Source organism: Sphaerisporangium sp. NPDC049457, assembly GCF_055586705.1.
Genome location: NZ_JBVJHR010000006.1, coordinates 333543 through 353515, shown reverse-complemented (window position 1 = coordinate 353515; position 19973 = coordinate 333543). Strand labels below are relative to the sequence as shown.

General features: G+C 71.1%; 14 protein-coding genes. 11 read left to right on the top strand and 3 right to left on the bottom strand.

Translation table 11 applies throughout. The features are described 5' to 3' along the window. The first annotated feature begins 33 nt into the window (after nt 1-33). The 9 genes from ACZ6QO_RS12425 (at nt 34) to ACZ6QO_RS12385 (ending at nt 15354) form a co-directional block, all read left to right on the top strand. Nucleotides 34-5946 carry an amino acid adenylation domain-containing protein gene (locus ACZ6QO_RS12425; protein WP_465850171.1) on the top strand — a complete coding sequence of 1971 codons (5913 nt, stop codon included), beginning with the start codon at nt 34-36 and terminating at the stop codon, nt 5944-5946. After that, nucleotides 5943-9878 carry an amino acid adenylation domain-containing protein gene (locus ACZ6QO_RS12420; protein WP_465850149.1) on the top strand — a complete coding sequence of 1312 codons (3936 nt, stop codon included), beginning with the start codon at nt 5943-5945 and terminating at the stop codon, nt 9876-9878. Before ACZ6QO_RS12425 ends, ACZ6QO_RS12420 begins: the two co-directional genes overlap by 4 nt. Before the next feature lie 6 nt (nt 9879-9884). Further along, on the top strand, nt 9885-10094 hold the full coding sequence (locus tag ACZ6QO_RS12415) for an MbtH family protein (protein ID WP_465850148.1): 210 nt from the start codon (nt 9885-9887) through the stop codon (nt 10092-10094). Between the two features lie 48 nt (nt 10095-10142). Continuing rightward, nucleotides 10143-10958, top strand: a complete 816-nt coding sequence (locus ACZ6QO_RS12410; RefSeq protein WP_465850146.1) for a thioesterase II family protein — start codon at nt 10143-10145, stop codon at nt 10956-10958. Between the two features lie 69 nt (nt 10959-11027). Beyond that, complete coding sequence (locus ACZ6QO_RS12405) at nt 11028-12008, top strand: TauD/TfdA family dioxygenase (protein WP_465850144.1); 981 nt, start codon at nt 11028-11030, stop codon at nt 12006-12008. Nucleotides 12009-12065: 57 nt separating this feature from the next. Further along, nucleotides 12066-12902 carry an enoyl-ACP reductase FabI gene (fabI, locus tag ACZ6QO_RS12400; protein ID WP_465850142.1) on the top strand — a complete coding sequence of 279 codons (837 nt, stop codon included), beginning with the start codon at nt 12066-12068 and terminating at the stop codon, nt 12900-12902. Between the two features lie 76 nt (nt 12903-12978). Further along, entirely contained in the window at nt 12979-13521 is a 543-nt protein-coding gene (locus ACZ6QO_RS12395; protein ID WP_465850141.1) for a hypothetical protein, read from the top strand. Nucleotide 13522: 1 nt separating this feature from the next. Next, a complete protein-coding gene (locus ACZ6QO_RS12390) occupies nt 13523-14554 on the top strand; it encodes an ATP-binding cassette domain-containing protein (RefSeq protein ID WP_465850139.1) in 1032 nt (343 codons plus the stop codon). Then, nucleotides 14554-15354 (top strand): ABC transporter permease, encoded by an 801-nt coding sequence (locus ACZ6QO_RS12385; RefSeq protein WP_465850137.1) that lies wholly within the window; start codon nt 14554-14556, stop codon nt 15352-15354. Before ACZ6QO_RS12390 ends, ACZ6QO_RS12385 begins: the two co-directional genes overlap by 1 nt. A gap of 91 nt (nt 15355-15445) precedes the next feature. Here the strand turns inward: ACZ6QO_RS12385 and ACZ6QO_RS12380 are convergent, their stop codons facing one another. Then, nucleotides 15446-16096 carry a response regulator gene (locus tag ACZ6QO_RS12380; protein WP_465850136.1) on the bottom strand — a complete coding sequence of 217 codons (651 nt, stop codon included), beginning with the start codon at nt 16094-16096 and terminating at the stop codon, nt 15446-15448. Next, nucleotides 16093-17265 (bottom strand): sensor histidine kinase, encoded by a 1173-nt coding sequence (locus ACZ6QO_RS12375; RefSeq protein WP_465850134.1) that lies wholly within the window; start codon nt 17263-17265, stop codon nt 16093-16095. The genes ACZ6QO_RS12380 and ACZ6QO_RS12375 overlap by 4 nt, the downstream gene beginning before the upstream one ends. A 228-nt stretch (nt 17266-17493) precedes the next feature. On the opposite strand from ACZ6QO_RS12375, the gene ACZ6QO_RS12370 reads away from it, so the two are divergent. Together ACZ6QO_RS12370 and ACZ6QO_RS12365 are read left to right on the top strand one after the other, a co-directional pair. Then, nucleotides 17494-17760, top strand: a complete 267-nt coding sequence (locus tag ACZ6QO_RS12370) for a hypothetical protein (protein WP_465850133.1) — start codon at nt 17494-17496, stop codon at nt 17758-17760. Between the two features lie 39 nt (nt 17761-17799). Further along, nucleotides 17800-18006, top strand: coding sequence for a hypothetical protein (locus ACZ6QO_RS12365; RefSeq protein ID WP_465850131.1), 207 nt, complete (start codon nt 17800-17802; stop codon nt 18004-18006). 410 nt (nt 18007-18416) lie between these two features. On the opposite strand, the gene ACZ6QO_RS12360 is transcribed toward ACZ6QO_RS12365, so the two are convergent. Beyond that, nucleotides 18417-19919, bottom strand: coding sequence for an LCP family protein (locus tag ACZ6QO_RS12360; protein WP_465850130.1), 1503 nt, complete (start codon nt 19917-19919; stop codon nt 18417-18419). Nucleotides 19920-19973: the final 54 nt, after the last annotated feature.

The window sequence follows — 19973 nt, the reverse complement described above, 5'->3', positions numbered from 1 at the left end:
GGGGGGTTTTTTTCGGCGGAGCAGTTGGGTTCGGTGTTGTTGTCGACGTCGTTGAATTTCGATGTTTCGGTGTTTGAGTTGTTTGCGCCGTTGTCGGTGGGTGGGTGTGTGGAGGTGGTGGAGAATCTGTCGGCGTTGGTGGAGCGGGGTGGTTGGTCGGGGGGGTTGGTGTCGGGGGTGCCGTCGGTGTTCGGGCAGGTGTTGGCGGCGGGTGTGGGGTTGGATGTGGCGGGGGTGGTGTTGGCGGGGGAGGGGTTGCCGGCGTCGGTGTTCAATGTGGTGCGGCGGGTGGTGCCGGGGGCGGAGATCGCGAATATTTATGGGCCGACGGAGGCGGCGGTTTATTGTTTGGCGTGGCGGTCGGCGCCGGGTGGTGGGGAGTTGTCGCAGGCGGCGTTGACGGGGCGGCCGTTGGCGAATACCCGGGTGTATGTGCTGGATGGGAATTTGTGTCCGGTGCCGCCGGGGGTGGTGGGTGAGTTGTATGTGGCGGGGCGGGGTTTGGCGCGTGGGTATGTGGGGCGTCCGGGGTTGACCGCGGAGCGTTTTGTGGCTGATCCGTTCGGTCCGGCGGGTGGCCGGTTGTATCGGACCGGGGATTTGGTGCGCTGGTCGGTTTCGGGTGAGATCGAGTACGTGGGCCGGTTGGACGACCAGGTCAAGGTGCGGGGATATCGCATCGAGCTCGGCGAGATCGAGACGGTCCTGGCCGGGTGCCCAGGGGTGACCCAAGTGGTGGTGGTCGCCCGGCCGGACCGGCGCGGCGATGTGCACCTGGTGGCCTACCTGACCGGGCCGGTGGACGTGCGGCAGGCACGGGAGCTGGCGGCGCGGAAGCTGCCCGGCTATATGGTGCCGGCGGCGTTCGTGGTGTTGGAGGCGTTCCCGTTGAACGCCAACGGCAAGCTGGATCGGCGGGCGCTGCCCGATCCGCAGATGCCCGCGCATACGGAGGGGCGGGCGGCGCGTACTGCGGTGGAGCAGGCGTTGTGCGGGGTGTTCGCCGAGGTGCTGGGGGTTGAGCGGGTCGGGGTGGATGACGGGTTCTTCGAGTTGGGTGGGCATTCGCTGCTGGCGACGCGGGTGGTGGCTCGGGTGCGGTCGGTGCTGGGGGTGGAGATTCCGATTCGTGCGGTGTTCGAGGCGCCGACGGTGGCGGGGCTGGCTGAGCTGGTGGAGAGCGCTCAGGTGGCTGGGGGGCGGGCGCGGGTCGAGCGGGTGGTTCGGCCGGATGTGCTGCCGTTGTCGTTCGCTCAGCAGCGGGTGTGGTTCCTCAATCGGTTGGATGAGTCGGGCGGGATGTACAACATTCCGATCGCGTTGCGGTTGACCGGGGCGCTGGATCGGGATGCGCTGGTGGCGGCGTTCGCTGATGTGGCCGGTCGGCATGAAGCGTTGCGCACGTTGTTCCCCGACATCGACGGCCATCCCTACCAGCACGTCCTTGCCCCGGACGTCGCGGCGGGCATGCTCGCTGGCACCACCCGCACCGAACGCGTCACTCCGGAACAGGTCGCCGGGCGGGTGGCCGCCGCCGCTTCCTGCCGGTTCGACCTGGCCGTCGAGTTGCCGCTGCGGGTCTGGCTGTTCGAGCTGGGCCGGGATGAGCATGTGCTGGTGGTGGTGCTGCACCATATCGCGGGGGACGGCTGGTCGCTGGCGCCGTTGATGCGGGATTTGGAGACGGCGTATCGGGCGCGGCTGGATGGTGTGGTGCCGGGGTTCGGTGAGTTGTCGGTGCAGTATGCGGATTACACGCTGTGGCAGCGGCAGGTGCTGGGGTCTGAGGAGGACGGGGAGAGTCTGGCGGCGCGGCAGGTGGGGTTCTGGCGTGAGCGGTTGGCGGGTCTGCCGGACACGCTGGAGTTGCCGGTCGATCGGCCGCGTCCGCCGGTGGCGTCCTATCGGGGCGGGCGGGTGCCGTGGGAACTCGACCAGGAGACGTTCGCGCGGCTGACCGCCGTGGCCCGTGAGTGCCGGGCGAGCACGTTCATGGTGGTGCAGGCGGCGGTGGCGGCGTTGCTGACGCGGCTGGGTGCGGGGACTGACATTCCGCTGGGCACCGGTGTGGCGGGGCGCACCGACGATGCGTTGGACGATGTGGTCGGGTTCTTCGTGAACACGCTGGTGTTGCGGACCGACACCTCCGGCGACCCCTCGTTCTCGGAGTTGGTGGAGCGGGTGCGGCAGGAGGATCTGGCCGCGTTCGCGCACCAGGACCTGCCCTTCGACCGGCTGGTCGAGGTGATCGAACCCGACCGGTCCCTGACCCGCCACCCCCTGTTCCAGGTCATGTTCACGCTGGACAACACGCCCCGGCCGGACCTCGACCTGCCCGGGCTCGACATCGCCGTCGAAGCGGCGGAAAGCGGGCTGGCGAAGTTCGACCTGGTCATCGCGATGAACGAGATCACCGACGCCTCCGGCGCCCCGGCGGGGATGGAAGGGGTGATCGAGTATGCCGTTGATCTGTTCGATGCGGTGACGGTGGAGGCGCTGGGCCGGCGGTTGGGGCTGGTGCTGGAGCAGGTGGCGGCTGATCCGGCGGTGCGGCTGAGCGAGGTCGAGGTGCTGGAGCCGGCCGAGCGGGCCGAGTTGACCGCTGTGGAGTATCAGCCTCGTCCGGTGGTGTCGATCCTGGAGCTGTTCGCCCAGCAGGTGGCGCGGGTGCCGGATGCGCCGGCGGTGGCTGCGGTGACCGGCACGTTGTCGTATCGGGAGCTGGACGGTCTGGCGTCGCGGTGGGCGGCGCGGTTGGCCGGGGTGGGGGTGGGTGCCGAGACGCCGGTGGCGTTGCTGATGGATCGCTCGGCTGGTCTGGTGGTGGCGATGCTGGCGGTGCTGAAGGCGGGTGGGGTGTATGTGCCGTTGCACGACTCCTTCCCGGCTGAGCGGCTGAACCTCATCTTGGAGGATGTCGCGGCGTCGGTGCTGATCACCGATCGTGACGATCTGCCTGAGGGGCTGATCCTGCCCGCGCATGTTCTGACGTGGGGGGATCTGGGTGGGGAGGTGGTCGCCGATCAGCCGGTCGATCCTGCTGGCGACGTGGTCGCTGCTCGGCCGGTCGATCCTGGTGGCGACGTGGTCGCCGATCAGCCGGTCGATCCTGCTGGGCCGGTTGATCCTGCTGGGCTGGCGTATGTGATGTTCACCTCGGGGTCGACGGGGCGGCCGAAGGGGGTGGCGGTCAGTCACGCCAACGTGGTGGAGCTGGCGTTGGACGCCTCGTTCGAGCGGGGTCATGAGCGGGTGTTGTTCCATTCCTCGCATGCTTTCGATGCGGCGACCTACGAGATCTGGGTGCCGTTGTTGAACGGTGGGACCGTGGTGGTCGCTCCGCCGGGGCGGTTGGAGCTGGACACCCTGGAGAGCATGGTCGAGCGGTTCGGCGTGCGGTCGGTGTTCCTCACCACCGGGTTGTTTCGGCTGGTGGCGGAGGAGGCGCCGGCGGCGTTGCGGGGGGTGTGCCAGGTGTGGACGGGCGGGGAGGTCGTGCCGCCTGCCGCGGTGGAGCGGGTGCGTGCGCACTGTCCGGATGTAGCGGTGGTGGATGTGTACGGCCCGACCGAGACCACGACGTTCGCGACCCGTTGCTATCTGCCTGAGGGGCCGTTGCCGGCGGCGTTGCCGATCGGTTCGGCGATGGACAACATGCGGGCGTATGTGCTGGATGAGCGGTTGCGGTTGCTGCCGGCCGGGGTGGTCGGGGAGCTGTATCTGGGGGGCAGCGGTCTGGCCCGGGGTTATCTGGGCCGGCCGGCGCTGACCGGTGAACGGTTCGTCGCCGACCCCTATGGCCCGCCCGGGGCGCGGTTGTATCGGACCGGGGACCTGGTCCGTCGCACCGCGGCCGGGGAGTTGGTGTTCGTCGGGCGTGGCGATGATCAGGTGAAGCTGCGCGGGTTCCGTATCGAGCTGGGCGAGATCGAGGCGGCGTTGACCCGGCAGGCGGCGGTGGCTGATGCGGTGGTGGTGGTCCGGCAGGACCGTCCGGGTGAGCGCCGCCTGGTCGGCTACGTCACCGCCGCCGGTGGACAGCCCGATGTCGGGCGGGTGCGGGAAGCGCTGGCCATGGAGCTGCCGGAGTACATGGTCCCGTCGGTGGTCATGGTGGTGGACGCGTTGCCGTTGACGGTCAACGGCAAGCTGGATCGCGATGCGTTGCCCGCGCCGCAGCGGGAGGCCGTCGAGGCGGGCACGGCGGTGCCGTTGAGCGCGGTGGAGGAGACGCTGGCCTGGGTGTTCGCCGATGTGCTGGCGGTGGACCGGGTGGGGCCGGAGGAGGACTTCTTCGACCTGGGTGGCGACAGTATCGTGTCGATCCAGTTGGTCAGCCGGGCGCGTAAGGCCGGGCTGGTGCTGACTCCCCGCGAGGTGTTCGAACGACGTACCGTGCGCGCGCTGGCCGCGGTCGCCCAACCCGTCACCGAACAGAGCGTGCCGCTCGAAGACGACGGGGTCGGCCCGCTGCCGCCCACCCCGATCATGCGCTGGCTCCAGGACGGCGGCGGCCCCATCAACGGCTTCAACCAGTCGTACGTGGTCGCGGTACCGCCGGGGATGACCGAGGAGCGCCTGGTGGCGACGCTCTCCGCGGTGCTCGACCATCATGACGCGCTGCGGATGCGCCTCGACGCCGGGTGGTCGCCGGTGATCCTGCCGCCGGGCTCGGTACAGGCGGCCGACCTGGTGACCCGGGTCGACGCGGCGGGGCTGGACGACGACGCGTTCGCCGAGGCCGCCACCCGCCACGGCGAGATCGCCCGGCGCGGCCTGGACCCCGAGCGGGGCGTCATGCTGCGGGCCGTGTGGTTCGACGCCGGCCCCGGCGAGCCTGGCCGGCTGCTCCTCATGGCCCACCACCTCGTCGTCGACGGCGTGTCCTGGCGCATCCTGCTCCCCGACCTCGCTGTTGCCTGGACCGCCGTGGCGGCCGGCGCCGAGCCGGAGCTGCAGCCGGTGCGGACGTCCCTGCGCCGGTGGGCGGCGCTGCTGGCGGACGCCGCGCGCGACCCGCGCTGGAGTGGGCAGTTGGCGTACTGGCGCGAGGCGGCCGGACGGACCGGCAGCGGGCCGGAGCGGCCCGATCCCCGGCGCGACACCCTGTCCACCGCCCGCACCCGCACCGTGGAGATCGGGATCGAACGGACGAGGGAACTGCTCACCACGGTCGCCGCCGCCTTCCACGTCGGCGTGCAGGACATCCTGCTCACCGGCCTCGGCCTCGCCGTACGCGAGTGGCTCGGCCGCAGGGGTGACCACCTGCCCGGCGGGCTCGCGGTCGAGCTGGAGAGCCACGGACGTCACGAGGACGCGATCGCCCCGGGCGTGGACCTGTCCCGCACGGTCGGCTGGTTCACCGCCATCCATCCCGTACGGGTCGACGTCCCGCCGCTGGCCTGGGAGGACGTACGGGCCGCCGGACCCGCGCTCGGCGCGGCGCTGAAGGGCGTGAAGGAGTCGCTGCGGTCGGTGCCCGACCATGGCCTCGGCTACGGCCTGCTGCGCCACCTCAACCCGGACACGGCCGCGGAACTGGCCGCGCTCCCCACGCCCTGGATCTCCTTCAACTACCTGGGCCGGATGGCCACCGGCGGCGACGACACCGGAACGTACTGGACGCCGGTCCGCGATCCGCGCACGAACGCGGAGGTCGGCGACGGCGGCCTCCCGTTCGGGCACGCGCTGGAGATCAACGCGGTCACCGAGGACACCCCGGACGGACCACGGCTGAGCGCGAGCCTCGCCTGGCCCGCGGCGCTGCTCGGCGAGGACGACGTCGCCGAGCTGGGCGCCCTGTGGCGCGAGGCGCTCGACGCCCTGGCCGAGCACGCGCGCGACCCCGAGGCGGGCGGGCTGACGCCCTCCGACGTGTCCCTGGTGTCACTGTCCCAGCAGCAACTCGACCTGCTCGAAGCGAAGCTGAGGGGGAAGAAGCCGTGACGGGTTCGCCTATCGAGAGCGTCCTGCCGCTGTCGCCGCTGCAGCAGGGCCTGCTCTTCCACGCGCAGTACGACACCGAGGGCCTGGACTTCTACACGGTCCAGGTGGTGGTCGAACTGCACGGCCCGGTGGACGAGGCCGCGCTGCGGGCCGCGGCGGGCGCGCTGCTGCGCCGCCACGCCGTGCTGCGCGCGGTGTTCGTGCACGAGGGCCTGGACGAGCCGGTCCAGGTGGTGCGCCGGGAAGCCACGCCCCCCTGGGAGAGCGTCGACCTGTCCGGGCTCGGCGCGACGGAGGCGGACGCGGAGTTCCACCGGCGCTACGACGCCGAGCGGCTGCGCAGGTTCATCCTCGACGAGGACCTGCCGGTCCGGTTCACGCTGTTCCGGCTGCCCGGCGGAGCGTCCCGGCTCGCGCTCACCCTGCACCACATCGCCGTGGACGGCTGGTCCATGCCGGTGCTGCTGGAGGAGCTGTTCTCGCTGTACGAGAACGAGCCGCTGCCCCGGGTCGCGCCCTACGAGGACTACCTGCGCTGGCTGGCCCGCCAGGACCGCCAGGTCGCGCTGGACGCCTGGACCCGCCTGCTCGACGAGGGGGACGGCGAGCTGGAACCGGCGCTGCTCTCGTCGTCGGCCGTGGTCTCCTCCGCAGCACCGGACGGCGCACCGGCGTTGCCGGAGCAGATCACCGTCGAACTGCCGGAGGAGCTGACCGACCGGCTGTCGGCGGTGGCCCGGAGCCGCGGCTGGACGATCAACACGATCGTGCAGGGGGCGTGGGGACTGGCGCTCGGGCGGCTGCTGGGCCGGACGGACGTGGTCTTCGGCGGCACGGTGTCCGGACGCCCGCCGGAGTTACCCGGAGTCGAACGGATGATCGGGCTGTTCATCAACACCCTTCCCGTGCGGGTGCGGTGGCGGCCGGGGTACGCGCCGGCCCGGCTGCTGACGGAGTTACAGCGCGCGCAGACGGCGCTGATCGCGCACCAGCACGTCGGGCTCGCCGACGTGCAGCGGCGAGCCGGGCTCGGCGAGCTGTTCGACACGGTGCTGGTATTCGAGAACTACCCGGTGGGCGTGGAGAACGCCCCGACGCTGTCGGGCGGCGTGCGCATCGTGGACATGGAGGCGCGCGACGCCACCCATTTCACGATCACCGTCCTCGGCGTGCCGGGCCGGCGGCTGACTCTGCGCCTCGCGTACCGGCCGGACCTGGTGGACGCCGCGACGGTGCGACGGCTCGCCGGCTGGACCGAGCGCCTGCTGGTCGCGATCGCCGCCGACCCGGACCGTCCGATCGGCCGGCTCGACCTTCTGGACGGCGACGAGCGGGAGCGGGTGCTGCGCACCTGGAACGACACGGCGCACCCGGTGCGGGGCGGCACGCTCACCGCGGCGCTCGAACGTCAGGCGGCGCGCACGCCGGACGGCGTCGCCGTGATCGAGGGCGAAGCCGTCCTCACCTACGCTGAGTTGCACGCCCGCGCCAACCGCCTCGCACGGCTGCTCGTGACGCACGGCGCGGGGCCGGAGCGGCTGGTCGCCGTGGCGCTGCCCCGGTCGGCGCACCTGGTGGTCGCGTTGCTCGCGGTGCTCAAGTCAGGGGCGGCCTATCTGCCCCTCGACACCGACCACCCCGGCGAGCGCATCGCGCTGATGGTGCGCGACGCCCGCCCGGCCTGCCTGATCACCGACACGGCCACGGCGGGCCGGCTGTCGCCCGCGGACGGCGTGACCGTGCTGGCCCTGGACGACCCCGGCGTGCTGGACGCGCAGGCGGCGCAACCGTCCCACCCCCTCGACGACACCGAACGGCCGGCCGCGCTGACGCCCGCGAACCTCGCGTACGTCATCTACACCTCGGGTTCGACCGGCACGCCGAAGGGCGTGGCCGTGCCGCACGCGGGGATCGTCAACCGGCTCGAATGGATGCAGGCCGAGTACGGCCTGACGCCCGCCGACCGCGTCCTGCAGAAGACGCCGTACGGCTTCGACGTCTCGGTCTGGGAGTTCTTCTGGCCGCTGATGACCGGCGCCGGCCTGGTGGTGGCACGACCGGACGGCCATCGGGACCCGGCCTACCTCGCCAGCGAGATCCGCGCTCGCCGGGTCACGACCCTCCACTTCGTGCCGTCGATGCTGGAGGCATTCCTCGCCGAGCCGCTCGCCGCGACCTGCCAGGGGGTGGTGCGGCGCGTGATCTGCAGCGGGGAGGCGCTGTCGCCCGCCGCCGCCGACCGCTGCCTGAGCCTGCTCGGCGCCGAACTGCACAACCTGTACGGCCCCACCGAGGCGTCGGTGGACGTGACCTTCTACGAGTGCGAGCCCGGCAACGCCACCGTGCCCATCGGCAGGCCGGTGTGGAACACCCGCGCCTACGTCCTCGACGCGGCGCTGCGCCCGGTGCCGGCCGGCGTGCTGGGGGAGCTGTACCTCGCCGGGGACCAGCTCGCCCGCGGCTACCTATCCCGTCCCGGCCTGACCGCGGAGCGGTTCACGGCCGACCCCTACGGCCCGCCCGGCACTCGCATGTACCGCACCGGGGACATCGCCCGGTGGAACGCGGACGGCACGATCGCCTACCTGGGGCGGGCCGACGACCAGGTCAAGATCCGGGGCCAGCGCATCGAGCTCGGGGAGATCAAGGCCGTGCTCGCCCGCCATCCGGGGATCGAGCAGGTCGAGGTCGTCGTCCGCAGGGACCGGCCGGGCGACGAGCGGCTCGCGGCCTACGTCGTGCCGTCCGACGGAGCGGCCGCGGACGCGGCGAAGCTGGCGGGGTTCGCTGCCGCCCACCTGCCCGCCTCCATGGTGCCGGGCTCGTTCACCTTCCTCGACGCCCTGCCGGTCACGATGAACGGCAAACTCGACCGGCGTGCGCTGCCCGTTCCACAGGTCGGCGCGGGAACCGGGCGCGGGGCGCGGACGGTGACCGAGGACCTGCTCTGCCGGGCCTTCGCCGAGGTGCTGGGAGTGGACAAGGTCGGCCCGGAGGAGAGTTTCTTCGACCTCGGCGGGCACTCTCTGCTGGTGGCCCGGCTGGTGAACACCGTGCGGCCCCTGCTCAACGCCGAGCTCTCCACCCGCACGGTCTTCGAGGCCCCGACAGCGGCGGCGCTCTCCCGTCGGCTCGACGGCGAGGACGCCGGCCACGGCGCCCTCGACATGCTGCTGCCGCTGCGCCGTACGGGCGACCTGCCCCCGCTGTTCTGCGCGCATCCGGCGTCCGGACTGAGCTGGTGCTACGCCGGCCTGCTCGGCACACTCGACCGTCGTGTGCCGGTGTACGGCCTGCAGTCGCCGGACCTGCCCGGCACGGCCGGCGCCATGTCGCTCGCCGACAAGGCGGCCGACTTCGTCAAGCGGATCCGGGAGGTCCGGGAGCACGGGCCGTACCGCCTGCTGGGCTGGTCGATGGGCGGCCACCTCGCGCACGAGATCGCGGTCCAGTTGCAGGAGCAGGGCGAGGAGGTCGACCTGCTGGTGATGCTCGACTCCTACCCCGGTCCGTCGGCCGTGGCGCCGACCCGGTCCGAGATCTTCGCGGACGCCTTCGCCGGGACCGGCCTGGTGCCCGGCGACCTGGAGACCGAGGAGGGACGCGCCCGCGTCCTCGACGTCGTCCGGGCCGAGCTGGGCGACCACGACTGGGTCACCGGCGAGCTCGCCGGAAGCGTGGTGGAGAACTACCTGTCCAACACCCAGGCCATGCTCGAGGCCGTCCCGCGCGGCTTCCGCGGAGACGTGATCTTCTTCAGGGCCGCCGGCCACGAGGGCGTGCGCTCGCCGGAGCGGTGGCGGCCCTACGTACACGGCCGGATCGAGGTGCACCAGACCGGCAGCACCCACGAGGAGATGGCCCGTCGGGACGTTCTCGACGGGGTGGCCGCGGCGATCAACGCCGCCGTGATCCGAGACAAAGGAGAGTGAGGAGCGATGACCAACCCCTTCGAGGACCCCGAGGGCTCCTACTACGTGCTGGTCAACGACGAGGGCCAGCACTCGCTGTGGCCGCACTTCGTCGAGGTGCCGGCCGGCTGGACCATCGTGTTCGGCACCGACACGCGGGACGCGTGCCTTGAGTACGTCGAGCGCAACTGGACCGACATGCGGCCGAAGAGCCTGATCGAGGCCATGGGCGGCTGACCGCGGTCCCCTCGCACGACTGGAAACCCCTTGAGGAGGTATCGGCCGATGGCCGAGAACGAACAGCGTCTGCTCGCCAGCTGGGTCAGGACCAGGCAACCCCGGCCCGCCGCCCGGTTCAACCTCGTCTGCCTGCCGCACGCCGGTGGGAGTGCCAGTTTCTACCGGGACTGGGGCCGGGGCCTGCCCCCCGAGGTGGAGGCCCACGTGGTGCAGTACCCCGGACGCGAGGAGCGGCTCGCCGACCCGTGCATCGACAGCATGGCCGAGCTGGCCGACCGGGTGTCCGAAGCGATCCGGCCGCTCTTCGGCCGCCCGCTGATCCTCTTCGGGCACAGCATGGGCGCGGTGCTGGGGTACGAGGTGGTGCGCCGGTGCGAGGCACAGGGCCTGCGGCCGGAGCTGTTCATCGCCTCCGGCAGCCCGGCCCCGCACCTGCTCACGCCGAAAACCCTGCACCGTGAGGGCGACGACGCCCTGATCGCGGAAGTGAGGCAGTACGAGACGGCCGGCAGCTCGGCCCTGGACCACCCGGACCTGCGGGACATGCTGCTGCCCATCATCCGGGCCGACTACACGGCCATCGAGACCTACCGCCTCCCCGGCCCGGCGCCGGTGAGCACCCCGCTGGCCGTTTTCCGCGGCGTTGACGACCCCGACGTGGACGAGCAGGGGGCACGAGGCTGGCGGGAGGTGACCGAGTCGGGTGAGGTCCGCCACCACCAGGTGTTCGACGGGGGCCATTTCTACCTGCGCGAGCACCAGGACCAGGTGCTCGCGGCCATCGCGTCGCTCGTCGGCGTCGCTCCGGTCAGCCCCCCTGGCCGGGTCACCTACGTGGGCGCGCGCGGACCCGCCGCGTAGCGCCCAGCCCTCTGAGTTTCCTGCCCGGCCCCTTGCCGGCCGATCGCAGCTTCTTTCCTAGGAGAGGTCATGCCCGCTATCGAAAATGGCGTCGTCACGACCGTCACTCTTGATCGGGACGAGCATCAGGAGATGGACCGCATCGCCAGGCGGCTGGTGACGGTCGCCGGCGGCCAGGTGGACGCCACAGGTTGGGTGGCCGCCGCCCGGCGCGCCTGGGAGGACGCGCCGGTCGGGCTGCGCCGGGCGCTCCGCGAATACCGGCGCGACTCGGGGCACAGCGGCGTGCTGCTGGTGCGCAACCTCCCGGTGGACGCCGAGAACCTGCCGGACACCCCGATGACGGACGGCTCGGTCGTGCGTGAGGCCATGGTGTCCGCCGCGACGCTGGTGATGATCGCCCACGCGCTCGGCGACCCGGTGGCGTTCCGCAAGGAGAAGTCCGGGGCGCTGGTGCAGAACGTGGTGCCGGTGCCGGGACGGGAGCGGCTGCAGGCGAACTCGGGGTCGGTGCGGCTGACCTTCCACACGGAGAACGCCTTCCACGCGCACCGCCCCGACTTCGTGCTGCTCCTGTGCGTTCGCCAGGACCACGAGGGGATCGCGGAGCTGCGCACCTGCTCCTCCCGCGGGGTGCTGCCCAAGCTCAGCGAGCAGGCTCGCGAGGCGCTGTCGTCGCGGTGGTTCCTCACGCAGGCCCCGCCGTCCTTCGAGGAGAAGGCCGGCGCGGCCGAGCCGCACGCCGTGCTCGCCGGCGACCCCGACGATCCCGACCTGCGGATCGACGAGGCCGCCACCAAGCCGGTGAACGAGCACGCCGTCGAGGCCGTCCACGAGCTCAGCGGGCTGTTCGAGAACTCCTACGAGTCGGTGCGCCTGCGCGCGGGTGAGCTCGCGGTGGTGGACAACCGGGTGACGGTGCACGGGCGGTCGGCGTTCCAGCCCCGCTACGACGGCCGCGACCGCTGGCTGCAGCGCACTTTCGTGCTGGCGAACCTGCGCGCCTCCCGCGCGCTTCGGGCCGGCGACGGATACGTACTGGAAAGGTAGACGCCCGCTCACCGCTGTCGCGGCGAGTCCGAGACCCATCGGCGGGAAGGAAGTCGCATGGACATGCTCAAAGGCAGGAACATCCTGGTGACGGGGGTGCTCACCACGTCATCCATCGCGTTCCACGTTGCGCGGCTGGCGCAGGAGGAGGGGGCGCGGGTGGTGCTCACCGGCTACGGCAGGGTGAGCCTCATCGAACGGCTGGCCCGGCGGTTACCCCAGCCGCCGCCCGTCGTCGAGCTGGATGTGACGGACGCCGGGCACCTCGCCACGCTCGCCGACCGCGTGGGCGACCACGTCGAGCGGTTGGACGGGGTCCTGCACTCCGTCGCCTTCGCGCCACCCGCCGCGCTGGGCGGGAACTTCATGACCTCACAATGGCCCGATGTCGCCACCGCGCTGCACGTGTCCGCGTACTCGCTGCAGGCGTTGACCCGCAGCGTGCTGCCGATGCTCGGCCGCGGCTCCTCGGTGGTGGGGCTCGACTTCGACTCCTCGCGCGCCTACCGGGAGTACGACTGGATGGGAGTGGCCAAGGCGGGACTGGAGGCGACCGCCCGCTACCTCGCCTCCTACCTCGGGTCCGCTGGGATCCGGGTCAACCTGGTGGCCGCGGGGCCGCTGCGGACGATGGCGGCCAAGTCCATCGGCACCGGCGGGGACGAGGCACTGATGGAGGAGGGCCGCGACTGGGCCGCCCGATCCCCGCTGGGCTGGGACGATCAGGACTTCGATCCGGTCGCCAAGGCCTGCGTCGCCCTGCTGTCGGGGTGGTTCCCCGCGACCACGGGGGAGATCGTGCACGTGGACGGGGGCGCCCACGCGGTGGGCGACCGGCCCGGCACGCCGCACACCCCGCTGCCGGTGCCGGCGCGCGCGGAGCCCTCGCCGTGAACCGTCCCTTCTCCCTTCTCGCGGACCTATGACGCACGGCCAGGATGCGGCGAACCCGCTTATCCTCTCCTTCGTCGTGGGCGCCGAGATCGCGTTCTGGGTGGTCCTCCTGGCGGGGCTCGTGTCCCGCTACGTCCTGCGCCGCAGGCGGCTGGGCGGGATCCTGCTCCTATGCGTCCCGCTGGCGGACCTGGTGCTGGTCGTCGTGTCGGCCGTCGACCTGGCCACCGGCGGCACGGCGGGTCTGACGCACAGCCTGGCCGCGCTCTATCTCGGCGTCAGCGTCGCCTTCGGCCCCGAACTGGTGCGCCGTACGGACGCCAGGTTCGCCCACCGGTACGGCGACGGCCCGCCACCGTCCCGCCCGCCGAGGTACGGGCCCGAGAAGGTGCGCTACGAGTGGCGCATGTGGGGCCGGTGCGCCGCCGCACTGGTGATCACTGCCGCGCTGACGGGCGTGATGCACCTGGTCGCCGGCCCGAACGCGAACGCCGTGGCGTTGTGGAACTTCCAGATCCAGCTCGCCGTGGTCACCGTCGTCTGGTTCGTCGGCTGGCCGCTGCGACTGACCCTGTTCCCGCCGCGACCGAATCCGGGAAAGGCGAATGAAGGAGCATGAGATGAGCCCCGACGTGGTCGAGGCCAGGGGCATCGTGAAGTCCTTCGGCGCCCACCGCGCGCTCGACGGCGTGGACCTCGCCATCCCGGCCGGCGCCGTCCTCGGACTGCTGGGGCCTAACGGCGCCGGCAAGACCACCATGGTCCGCGTGCTGACCACGCTGTTGCGGCCGGACGCGGGCACCGCCACCGTCGCCGGGTACGACGTGGTCGGGCAGGCGGACGACGTGCGCAGGTCGATCGGGCTGTCCGGGCAGTACGCGGCGGTTGACGACATGCTCACCGGTTACGAGAACCTGTACCTGGTGGGGCGGCTTTACGGCCTCGGCAGGAAGGCGTCCGCCGAGCGGGCACGTGAGCTGCTGGCCCGCTTCCGGTTGGAGGACGCGGCCGACCGGCTCTCCAAGACCTACTCCGGCGGCATGCGCCGGCGGCTGGACCTCGCCGGCGCGCTCGTGGTCAGGCCCTCCGTCGTGGTGCTGGACGAGCCGACGACCGGGCTGGACCCGCGCTCGCGCCTCGACACCTGGGAGATGGTGCGGGAACTGGTGGCCGACGGCACCGCGGTGTTGCTGACCACCCAGTACCTGGAGGAGGCCGACCAGCTCGCCGACTCGATCGTCGTGATCGACCGCGGGCGGGTCATCGAACGGGGCACGGCGAGGGAGCTCAAGGCCCGGTCGGGCGCCGAGCGGCTGGAACTGACCGTCGCCGACCCGGCCGACCTGCCCGCGGTGCGCGCGGCGCTGAACGAGGTCGGCGCCGCGGAACCGGTGGTGGACGAGGGGCTGCGCTGTGCGCACGTGCTCGTGCACGTGGGCGCCAAATCGCTGATCGAGGTCCTGAAACGGCTCGACGGCGAGGGAGTGCGGGTGGCCGACGTGTCGCTGCACCGGCCCACGCTCGACGACGTCTTCCTGGAGCTGACCGAGCGGGAGCCGGACGCGGCGCCCGAGAAGCCGGCGCCGGACGAAGGAGCGAGCAAGCGGCGGTTCCGGCGTGGCCGGGCGGAGTCCAGGAACAAGGAGTCGTGATGAGGGCGCTGGCGAAGGCGGTCAACGACGGGCTGATGATCGCCTGGCGCAACCTGCTGCACGTGCGGCGCAGCGTGGACTGGCTGTTCGCGGCCGTGGTGCAGCCGATCATGTTCGTGCTGCTGTTCGGGTTCATCTTCGGTGGCCTGCTGGGCGGCCCGGCGTACCGGGAGTTCCTGCTCGCCGGCATCCTCGTGCAGACGCTGGCGTTCAACTCCGCCTTCACCGTCGTCGGTCTCGCGAGCGACCTCCGCAAGGGCATCGTCGACCGGTTGCGGTCGCTGCCGATCTCCCGGGTCGCGGTGATGATGGGCCGTACCACGTCCGACCTCGCGGTCAGCGTCGTCGCCCTGGCGGTGATGTCGCTGTGCGGGCTGCTCATCGGGTGGCACATCCGCGGCAGCGTGCTCGACGCCGTGCTCGCCTACCTTCTGCTGCTGTTGTTCGCGTTCGCCATGTCGTGGATCGGGGCGCTGATCGGCCTGTGGATGCCGAGCCCCGAGGCGGCGCAGAGCGCCGGTCTGATCTGGCTGACCCCGCTGACGTTCATCTCCTCGGGGTTCGTCCCCGAGTCCTCTCTGCCCGGCCCCCTGCGCGTCCTGGCCGAGTGGAACCCGGTGACCGCCGTGATCAACGCGGCCCGCGACCTGTTCGGCAACGCGAATCCCACGGCCGTCGCCTCGCCGTCCGGCTGGCCCGCCGAGCATGCCGGCGGCTACGCGATGCTTTGGTCGCTGGTGATCATCCTCGTCTTCGTGCCGCTGAGCATGTGGTCCTTCCGCCGGGTGGCCTCGCGGTAAGGCCGTCCGGCGCGGCAGAGCGTGGGCGGGGCCCGTCCGTGGGCGGAGCTTCGTCCATACGGAAGGCCCCCTCCATGGGAGGGTCCCGCGCCTACCCGTCCACCAGGCCGATCTCCTGGGCGACGATCGCCGCCTGCACCCGCGAGCGTAGCTTCAGCTTGGACAGCACCTTCGACACGTGGGTCTTCACCGTGGTCTCGCCGATGAACAGCTTGCCGGCGATCTGTGCGTTGGACAGCCCCTCGCCGAGGCAGACCAGGACCTCGCGCTCCCGGTGGGTGAGCTCCTCGAGGCTCACCGCGGGCTTGCTCTGCGCCACCTCGATGGACGCGAACATGTTGATGAGCTTGCGGGTGATCTGCGGCGCTATGACGCCCTCGCCCGCGGCCACCAGCCGTATCGCCTCCACGAGTCGGTTGGCCTCCACCGACTTGAGCAGGAAGCCCGCGGCGCCGGCCCGCAGCGCCGCGTAGACGTATTCGTCCAGGTCGAACGTGGTCAGCACGAGCACCTCGCACAGCCGCTCCGCGACGAGCGCGCGCGTGGCGGCGATGCCGTCCATCCCCGGCATCCGCAGGTCCATCAGTGTCACGTCCGGCCGCAGCGCCCTCGCCTGCCGCAGGGCCGCGGCACCGTCGGCCACCTCGCCGACGACCTCCACGTCGGGCGCGTTGTTCAGCAGCAGGACCAGGCCGGTGCGGATCGCCGCGTGGTCGTCGGCGACCAGCACCCTGATCGTCATGGGCGCACCACGGGCAGGACCGCCCGCACCAGCCATTTCGAGTCGGACGGCCCGGCGGAGAGGAAGCCGCCGACGGCGGCGGCACGCTCCCGCATGTTGAGCAGACCGGCGCCGGTGCCGCTGCTCACGCTCGGCGTCTCTGGCAACTCGTTGACCACCTCGACGGTGAGGGCGCCGTCGAGCTGCCGGACCTCCAGCCGGGCCTGGCTGTGCGGCGCGTGCTTCATCGCGTTGGTCAGCGCTTCCTGCGCGATGCGGTACGCGGTGAGATTGACCGCGGCCGGCAGGATCTCGAGAGCGTCGATCTCCGAGTGCACCTCGACCTCCATGCCCCCCGCCCGCGCCGACTCGACGAGCGTGGGCAGCTCGTCCAGCCCCGCCGGCGCCGCGGTCTCGTCCAGCCCGCTGCCGTCCGCCCGCAGCAGCTCGATCATCGCGCGCATCTCGTCCAGCGCGCGGACGCTGTTCTCCCGCACCGCGGTCAGCACGGTGCGGGAGGTGTCCGGGTCGGCGTTGTTCATCGACAGGGCGGCCTCGGACTGGATCGCGATCGCCGACAGGTGGCCGGCGATCACGTCGTGCAGGTCGCGGGCCATGCGCGCCCGCTCCGCGACGATCGCCGCCCGCTGGTCCAGTTCGCCGATCTTGGCGAGTTGGGCGGCGTTCCTGCGCTCGGCGTTGGCGATCTCCTGGTGCTGCCGGATGTTCGTGGCCCACCAGACGGGAACCACCAGAAAGGGCAGTGCCGCCAGGCCGGTCAGGATGGTCGCCCGCAGGTTGGGCGCGAGGATCAGGGCGCCGCTGACCGCGATGATGGTCGCGATCGCGGTGATCGGGATCATGTCCTGGCTGATCCGGCGCGGGCCGTAGAGCGTCGCCGCGTACAGCAGGTCGGCGAACACGATCAGCATGGCCATGCTGACGCCGAAGACCGAGTCGGCGACGAGCAGGGCGATTCCGAGTGCCAGCGCCACTATCGGCGCACGCCGCCGGAACAGTTCCAGAACGCAGATTCCGGCGAAAAGTACAGGCCGCACCCAGTCGGGCGGAGTGATGCCGGTGGAGAAGAGCGGATACCAGCCCACCATCCAGAGCAAGGTGCCGATCACGACGGAGCTGCCGGTGATGACGAGGTCTTGCTGCCACTCGGGAAGGTTCCGCAACTGCATCTTCGCGAGGGGGGCTGCGCGCGTTGACACGACCTTATCCCAGCACAGCCGGACGCGAACCGCATCCTGCGAAGTGATGAGGCGCACTCCTTCCATCCACTGATGCCTGCCGGGCGTCACGACGCACATACTTTCGGTACGCGCAGGAATCCACTCCAGTGGAAGAAAGCGAGAGAGAGAATGCGAAGGGCACTCGCCGGGCTGGCCGTCGCCTCATCCTTGGCCACCTTGTCATTGACCGCGTGCAACGCCGCGCAGGCCGGTGGGGAGGCCGTGGCGTGCAGGGCCGCCAAGCGCTGGCTGGACGCGGACGAGTCGAACCGCAAATCGGCGGCAGAAGACCTTACCAACGCGGTCTCCGACCTGGAGACCTCCCTGAAAGACCTGGCAGACTCTCCGAAGGCCCGCCAGGTGATCAGTGGCGCGAAGGACCTGCTGTCGGGGAACGGGAAACGGATCAGCGAGGGTGCCGAGAAGATTCGGCAGAACTGCTGACCACGCTGTGCGGTCAGTGATCAGATCGGGTGATCGATAGTGAGCGACAACAAAGAGAACGACGGCAAGTGGGCGCCTTGGTACGTGTATGTGGTGCTCATAGTCGGCTGCAACATCGTCAAGCAGCAATTCCTTGAGGACGCGCCCATCGCCATCAATGTGGTGGCCACCATCGTCCTCGTCGGTGGGCTCTTCTTGCTCATCACCGCCGTTTACCGCAGCCTCTTCGCTGGCAGACGACGATGAGGCCCGACGGCCCGCAGACAGGGGAACCAGGCACGGCACACGCCCGGCCGGCCTGGTTCCCTCGTTCGTCCGCCGCGTGATGACGGTGCGCCTTTTCATCGCGTAGCGACTGAAGCCGTCCGGGGCACTCCGAGGGTGAAGCCCACCTGTCCGACGGGATTCGTCTCCGACGGAATCGTCGACATGGCGGCGGCCGTGGACGAAAGACAGAATTTCCAGCGTGTCGGGCGGAACCGATCTGGAGAGCGCGAGGAGCGCGAAAAGCCTCAAGATTTCGAGGACTATGACGTCTTCATCTCGTACGCGCACGCGGCGGACCGGGCACCGGCCCGGTGAGACGGGGCGGCTCTCTTCCCGAGATGCCAGGTGAACGACCATGTGAAGGCCGTGTCACCGCAGGTGGCCGGGCGTCATTTCTTGCAGATGTTCTCGGTCGCCGTCCTGGCCGCCGGGGCGGCCGTGGCCGCCGGAGTGCTCGGCGCCGAGGTCTCCTTGACGGTGACCTTCTTGGCGCCAGAGTAGTCGCTGCCGACGATCACCTCGATGCCGGGGACGTTCGCCTCGCGCAGCTCGGCGCCGCGTATCGCGGCGGCGACGGTGCGGGCGGAGTCCTCCCGCCCGGCCGGGTAGCGCACCAGGGTGGTGGTGTGGTTCCTCGGCGTGGTGTCCCCGGGCGGGGACGGCACCAGGAAGCCGACCTTCAGCAGGTCGTTCTTGGTGCGCGCGCCCAGGCCCGTGATCGCGGTGCCGTTGACGACGCGGACCGCGATGCGCGAGGGCGGGACGGTGAGCGCGCCGGCCGCCGACGCCGACGGCGACGCGGAGGGCGACGCGCTCGCGGACTTGCCGGCGGCGGGCTTGATCAGAGGCTCGTCGGCCTCGATGCGCTTGAACAGGTCGCGGGCCGCCGTCTTGTCCCACAACACCGCCGACTCGCCGGTGGGCGCCTTGTAGTTCACGTCCGCCAGCGGCACCGTCGTGAACGCCACGTCGTCGGTGGAGACGTCCTTCAGCTGGTCGGCCAGGCCGAGCAGGTCTTGGGCGAGGGCCTGGTCGACGGTGAGGGTCTTCAGCGTGGAGGAGACCAGCGCGGTGAGCTTGGCCGGGTTGGCCAGGGTGCCTCCGCTCAGCGCCCGCTGGAGCAGGGCCGAGACGACCTGCTGCTGCCGGTCGATGCGGTCGAGGTCGGAACGGGCGGTGGCGCGGGTGCGCGCGTAGAACAGCGCCTTCACCCCGTTGAGCTCGTAGGTGCCGGGCTGGAGCTTGAACCCCGTGTGCTGGTCGTCGATCGCGACCGGGGTGCAGACCGAGACGCCGCCCAGGGCGTCCACGACGTTGATGAACCCCAGCACGTTGACCTCGACATAGTGGTTGATGGTCAACCCCGTGGCCCTGCCGACGGTGCGGACGGCCAGCGGGGCGCCGCCCAGGGAGTACGCCGAATTGATCTTGTGGGCGCCCTTGCCCGGAATGTCGACCCAGCTGTCCCGGGGAAGGCTGACCACGGTCACCTTGGAATGGTCCTCCGAAAGATGGATCACCATCATCGTGTCGGTGCGCTGGCCGACCTCCCGGCCCAGGTGGAGCAGGTTCTGCTGGCGGCGTGTGAGGTCGTCGCGCTTGTCGACCCCCACGAGCAGGATGTTCATCGCGCCGCGGGGGTCGGACCCGGCCGTGCCCGCGTTGACCGACTTGATCTGGCTGGTGGCGTACGTCGACAGGAACCACAGGACCCCGGAGCCGAGGAGAACCATGCTCGACAGGGCGCCGGTGACGACCAGACCGCGCACGCCCGCCCGTGCCCGCCGCGTGCGGCGCTGCGACAGCCGGACGCCGCCGTAGGCGTCTCCGCCGACGTGGACGCCGGAGTCGTCGTCGGTCACCTGGTGGCCCCCTCCGCGTCGAACGGTCACCGGTGAGGACGCTCGCGCCGCCCGATGGGTTGCCGTCCCCACCCGCTCGTACAG

Excerpts from the sequence above, each read along its gene's own strand:
- ACZ6QO_RS12410 (WP_465850146.1), top strand. The coding sequence starts at position 10,143 with ATGGCCGAGAACGAACAGCGTCTGCTCGCCAGCTGGGTCAGGACCAGG.
- fabI (WP_465850142.1), top strand. The coding sequence starts at position 12,066 with ATGGACATGCTCAAAGGCAGGAACATCCTGGTGACGGGGGTGCTCACC.
- ACZ6QO_RS12390 (WP_465850139.1), top strand. The coding sequence starts at position 13,523 with ATGAGCCCCGACGTGGTCGAGGCCAGGGGCATCGTGAAGTCCTTCGGC.
- ACZ6QO_RS12405 (WP_465850144.1), top strand. The coding sequence starts at position 11,028 with ATGCCCGCTATCGAAAATGGCGTCGTCACGACCGTCACTCTTGATCGG.
- ACZ6QO_RS12385 (WP_465850137.1), top strand. The coding sequence starts at position 14,554 with ATGAGGGCGCTGGCGAAGGCGGTCAACGACGGGCTGATGATCGCCTGG.
- ACZ6QO_RS12375 (WP_465850134.1), bottom strand. The coding sequence starts at position 17,265 with ATGCAGTTGCGGAACCTTCCCGAGTGGCAGCAAGACCTCGTCATCACC.
- ACZ6QO_RS12380 (WP_465850136.1), bottom strand. The coding sequence starts at position 16,096 with ATGACGATCAGGGTGCTGGTCGCCGACGACCACGCGGCGATCCGCACC.
- ACZ6QO_RS12415 (WP_465850148.1), top strand. The coding sequence starts at position 9,885 with ATGACCAACCCCTTCGAGGACCCCGAGGGCTCCTACTACGTGCTGGTC.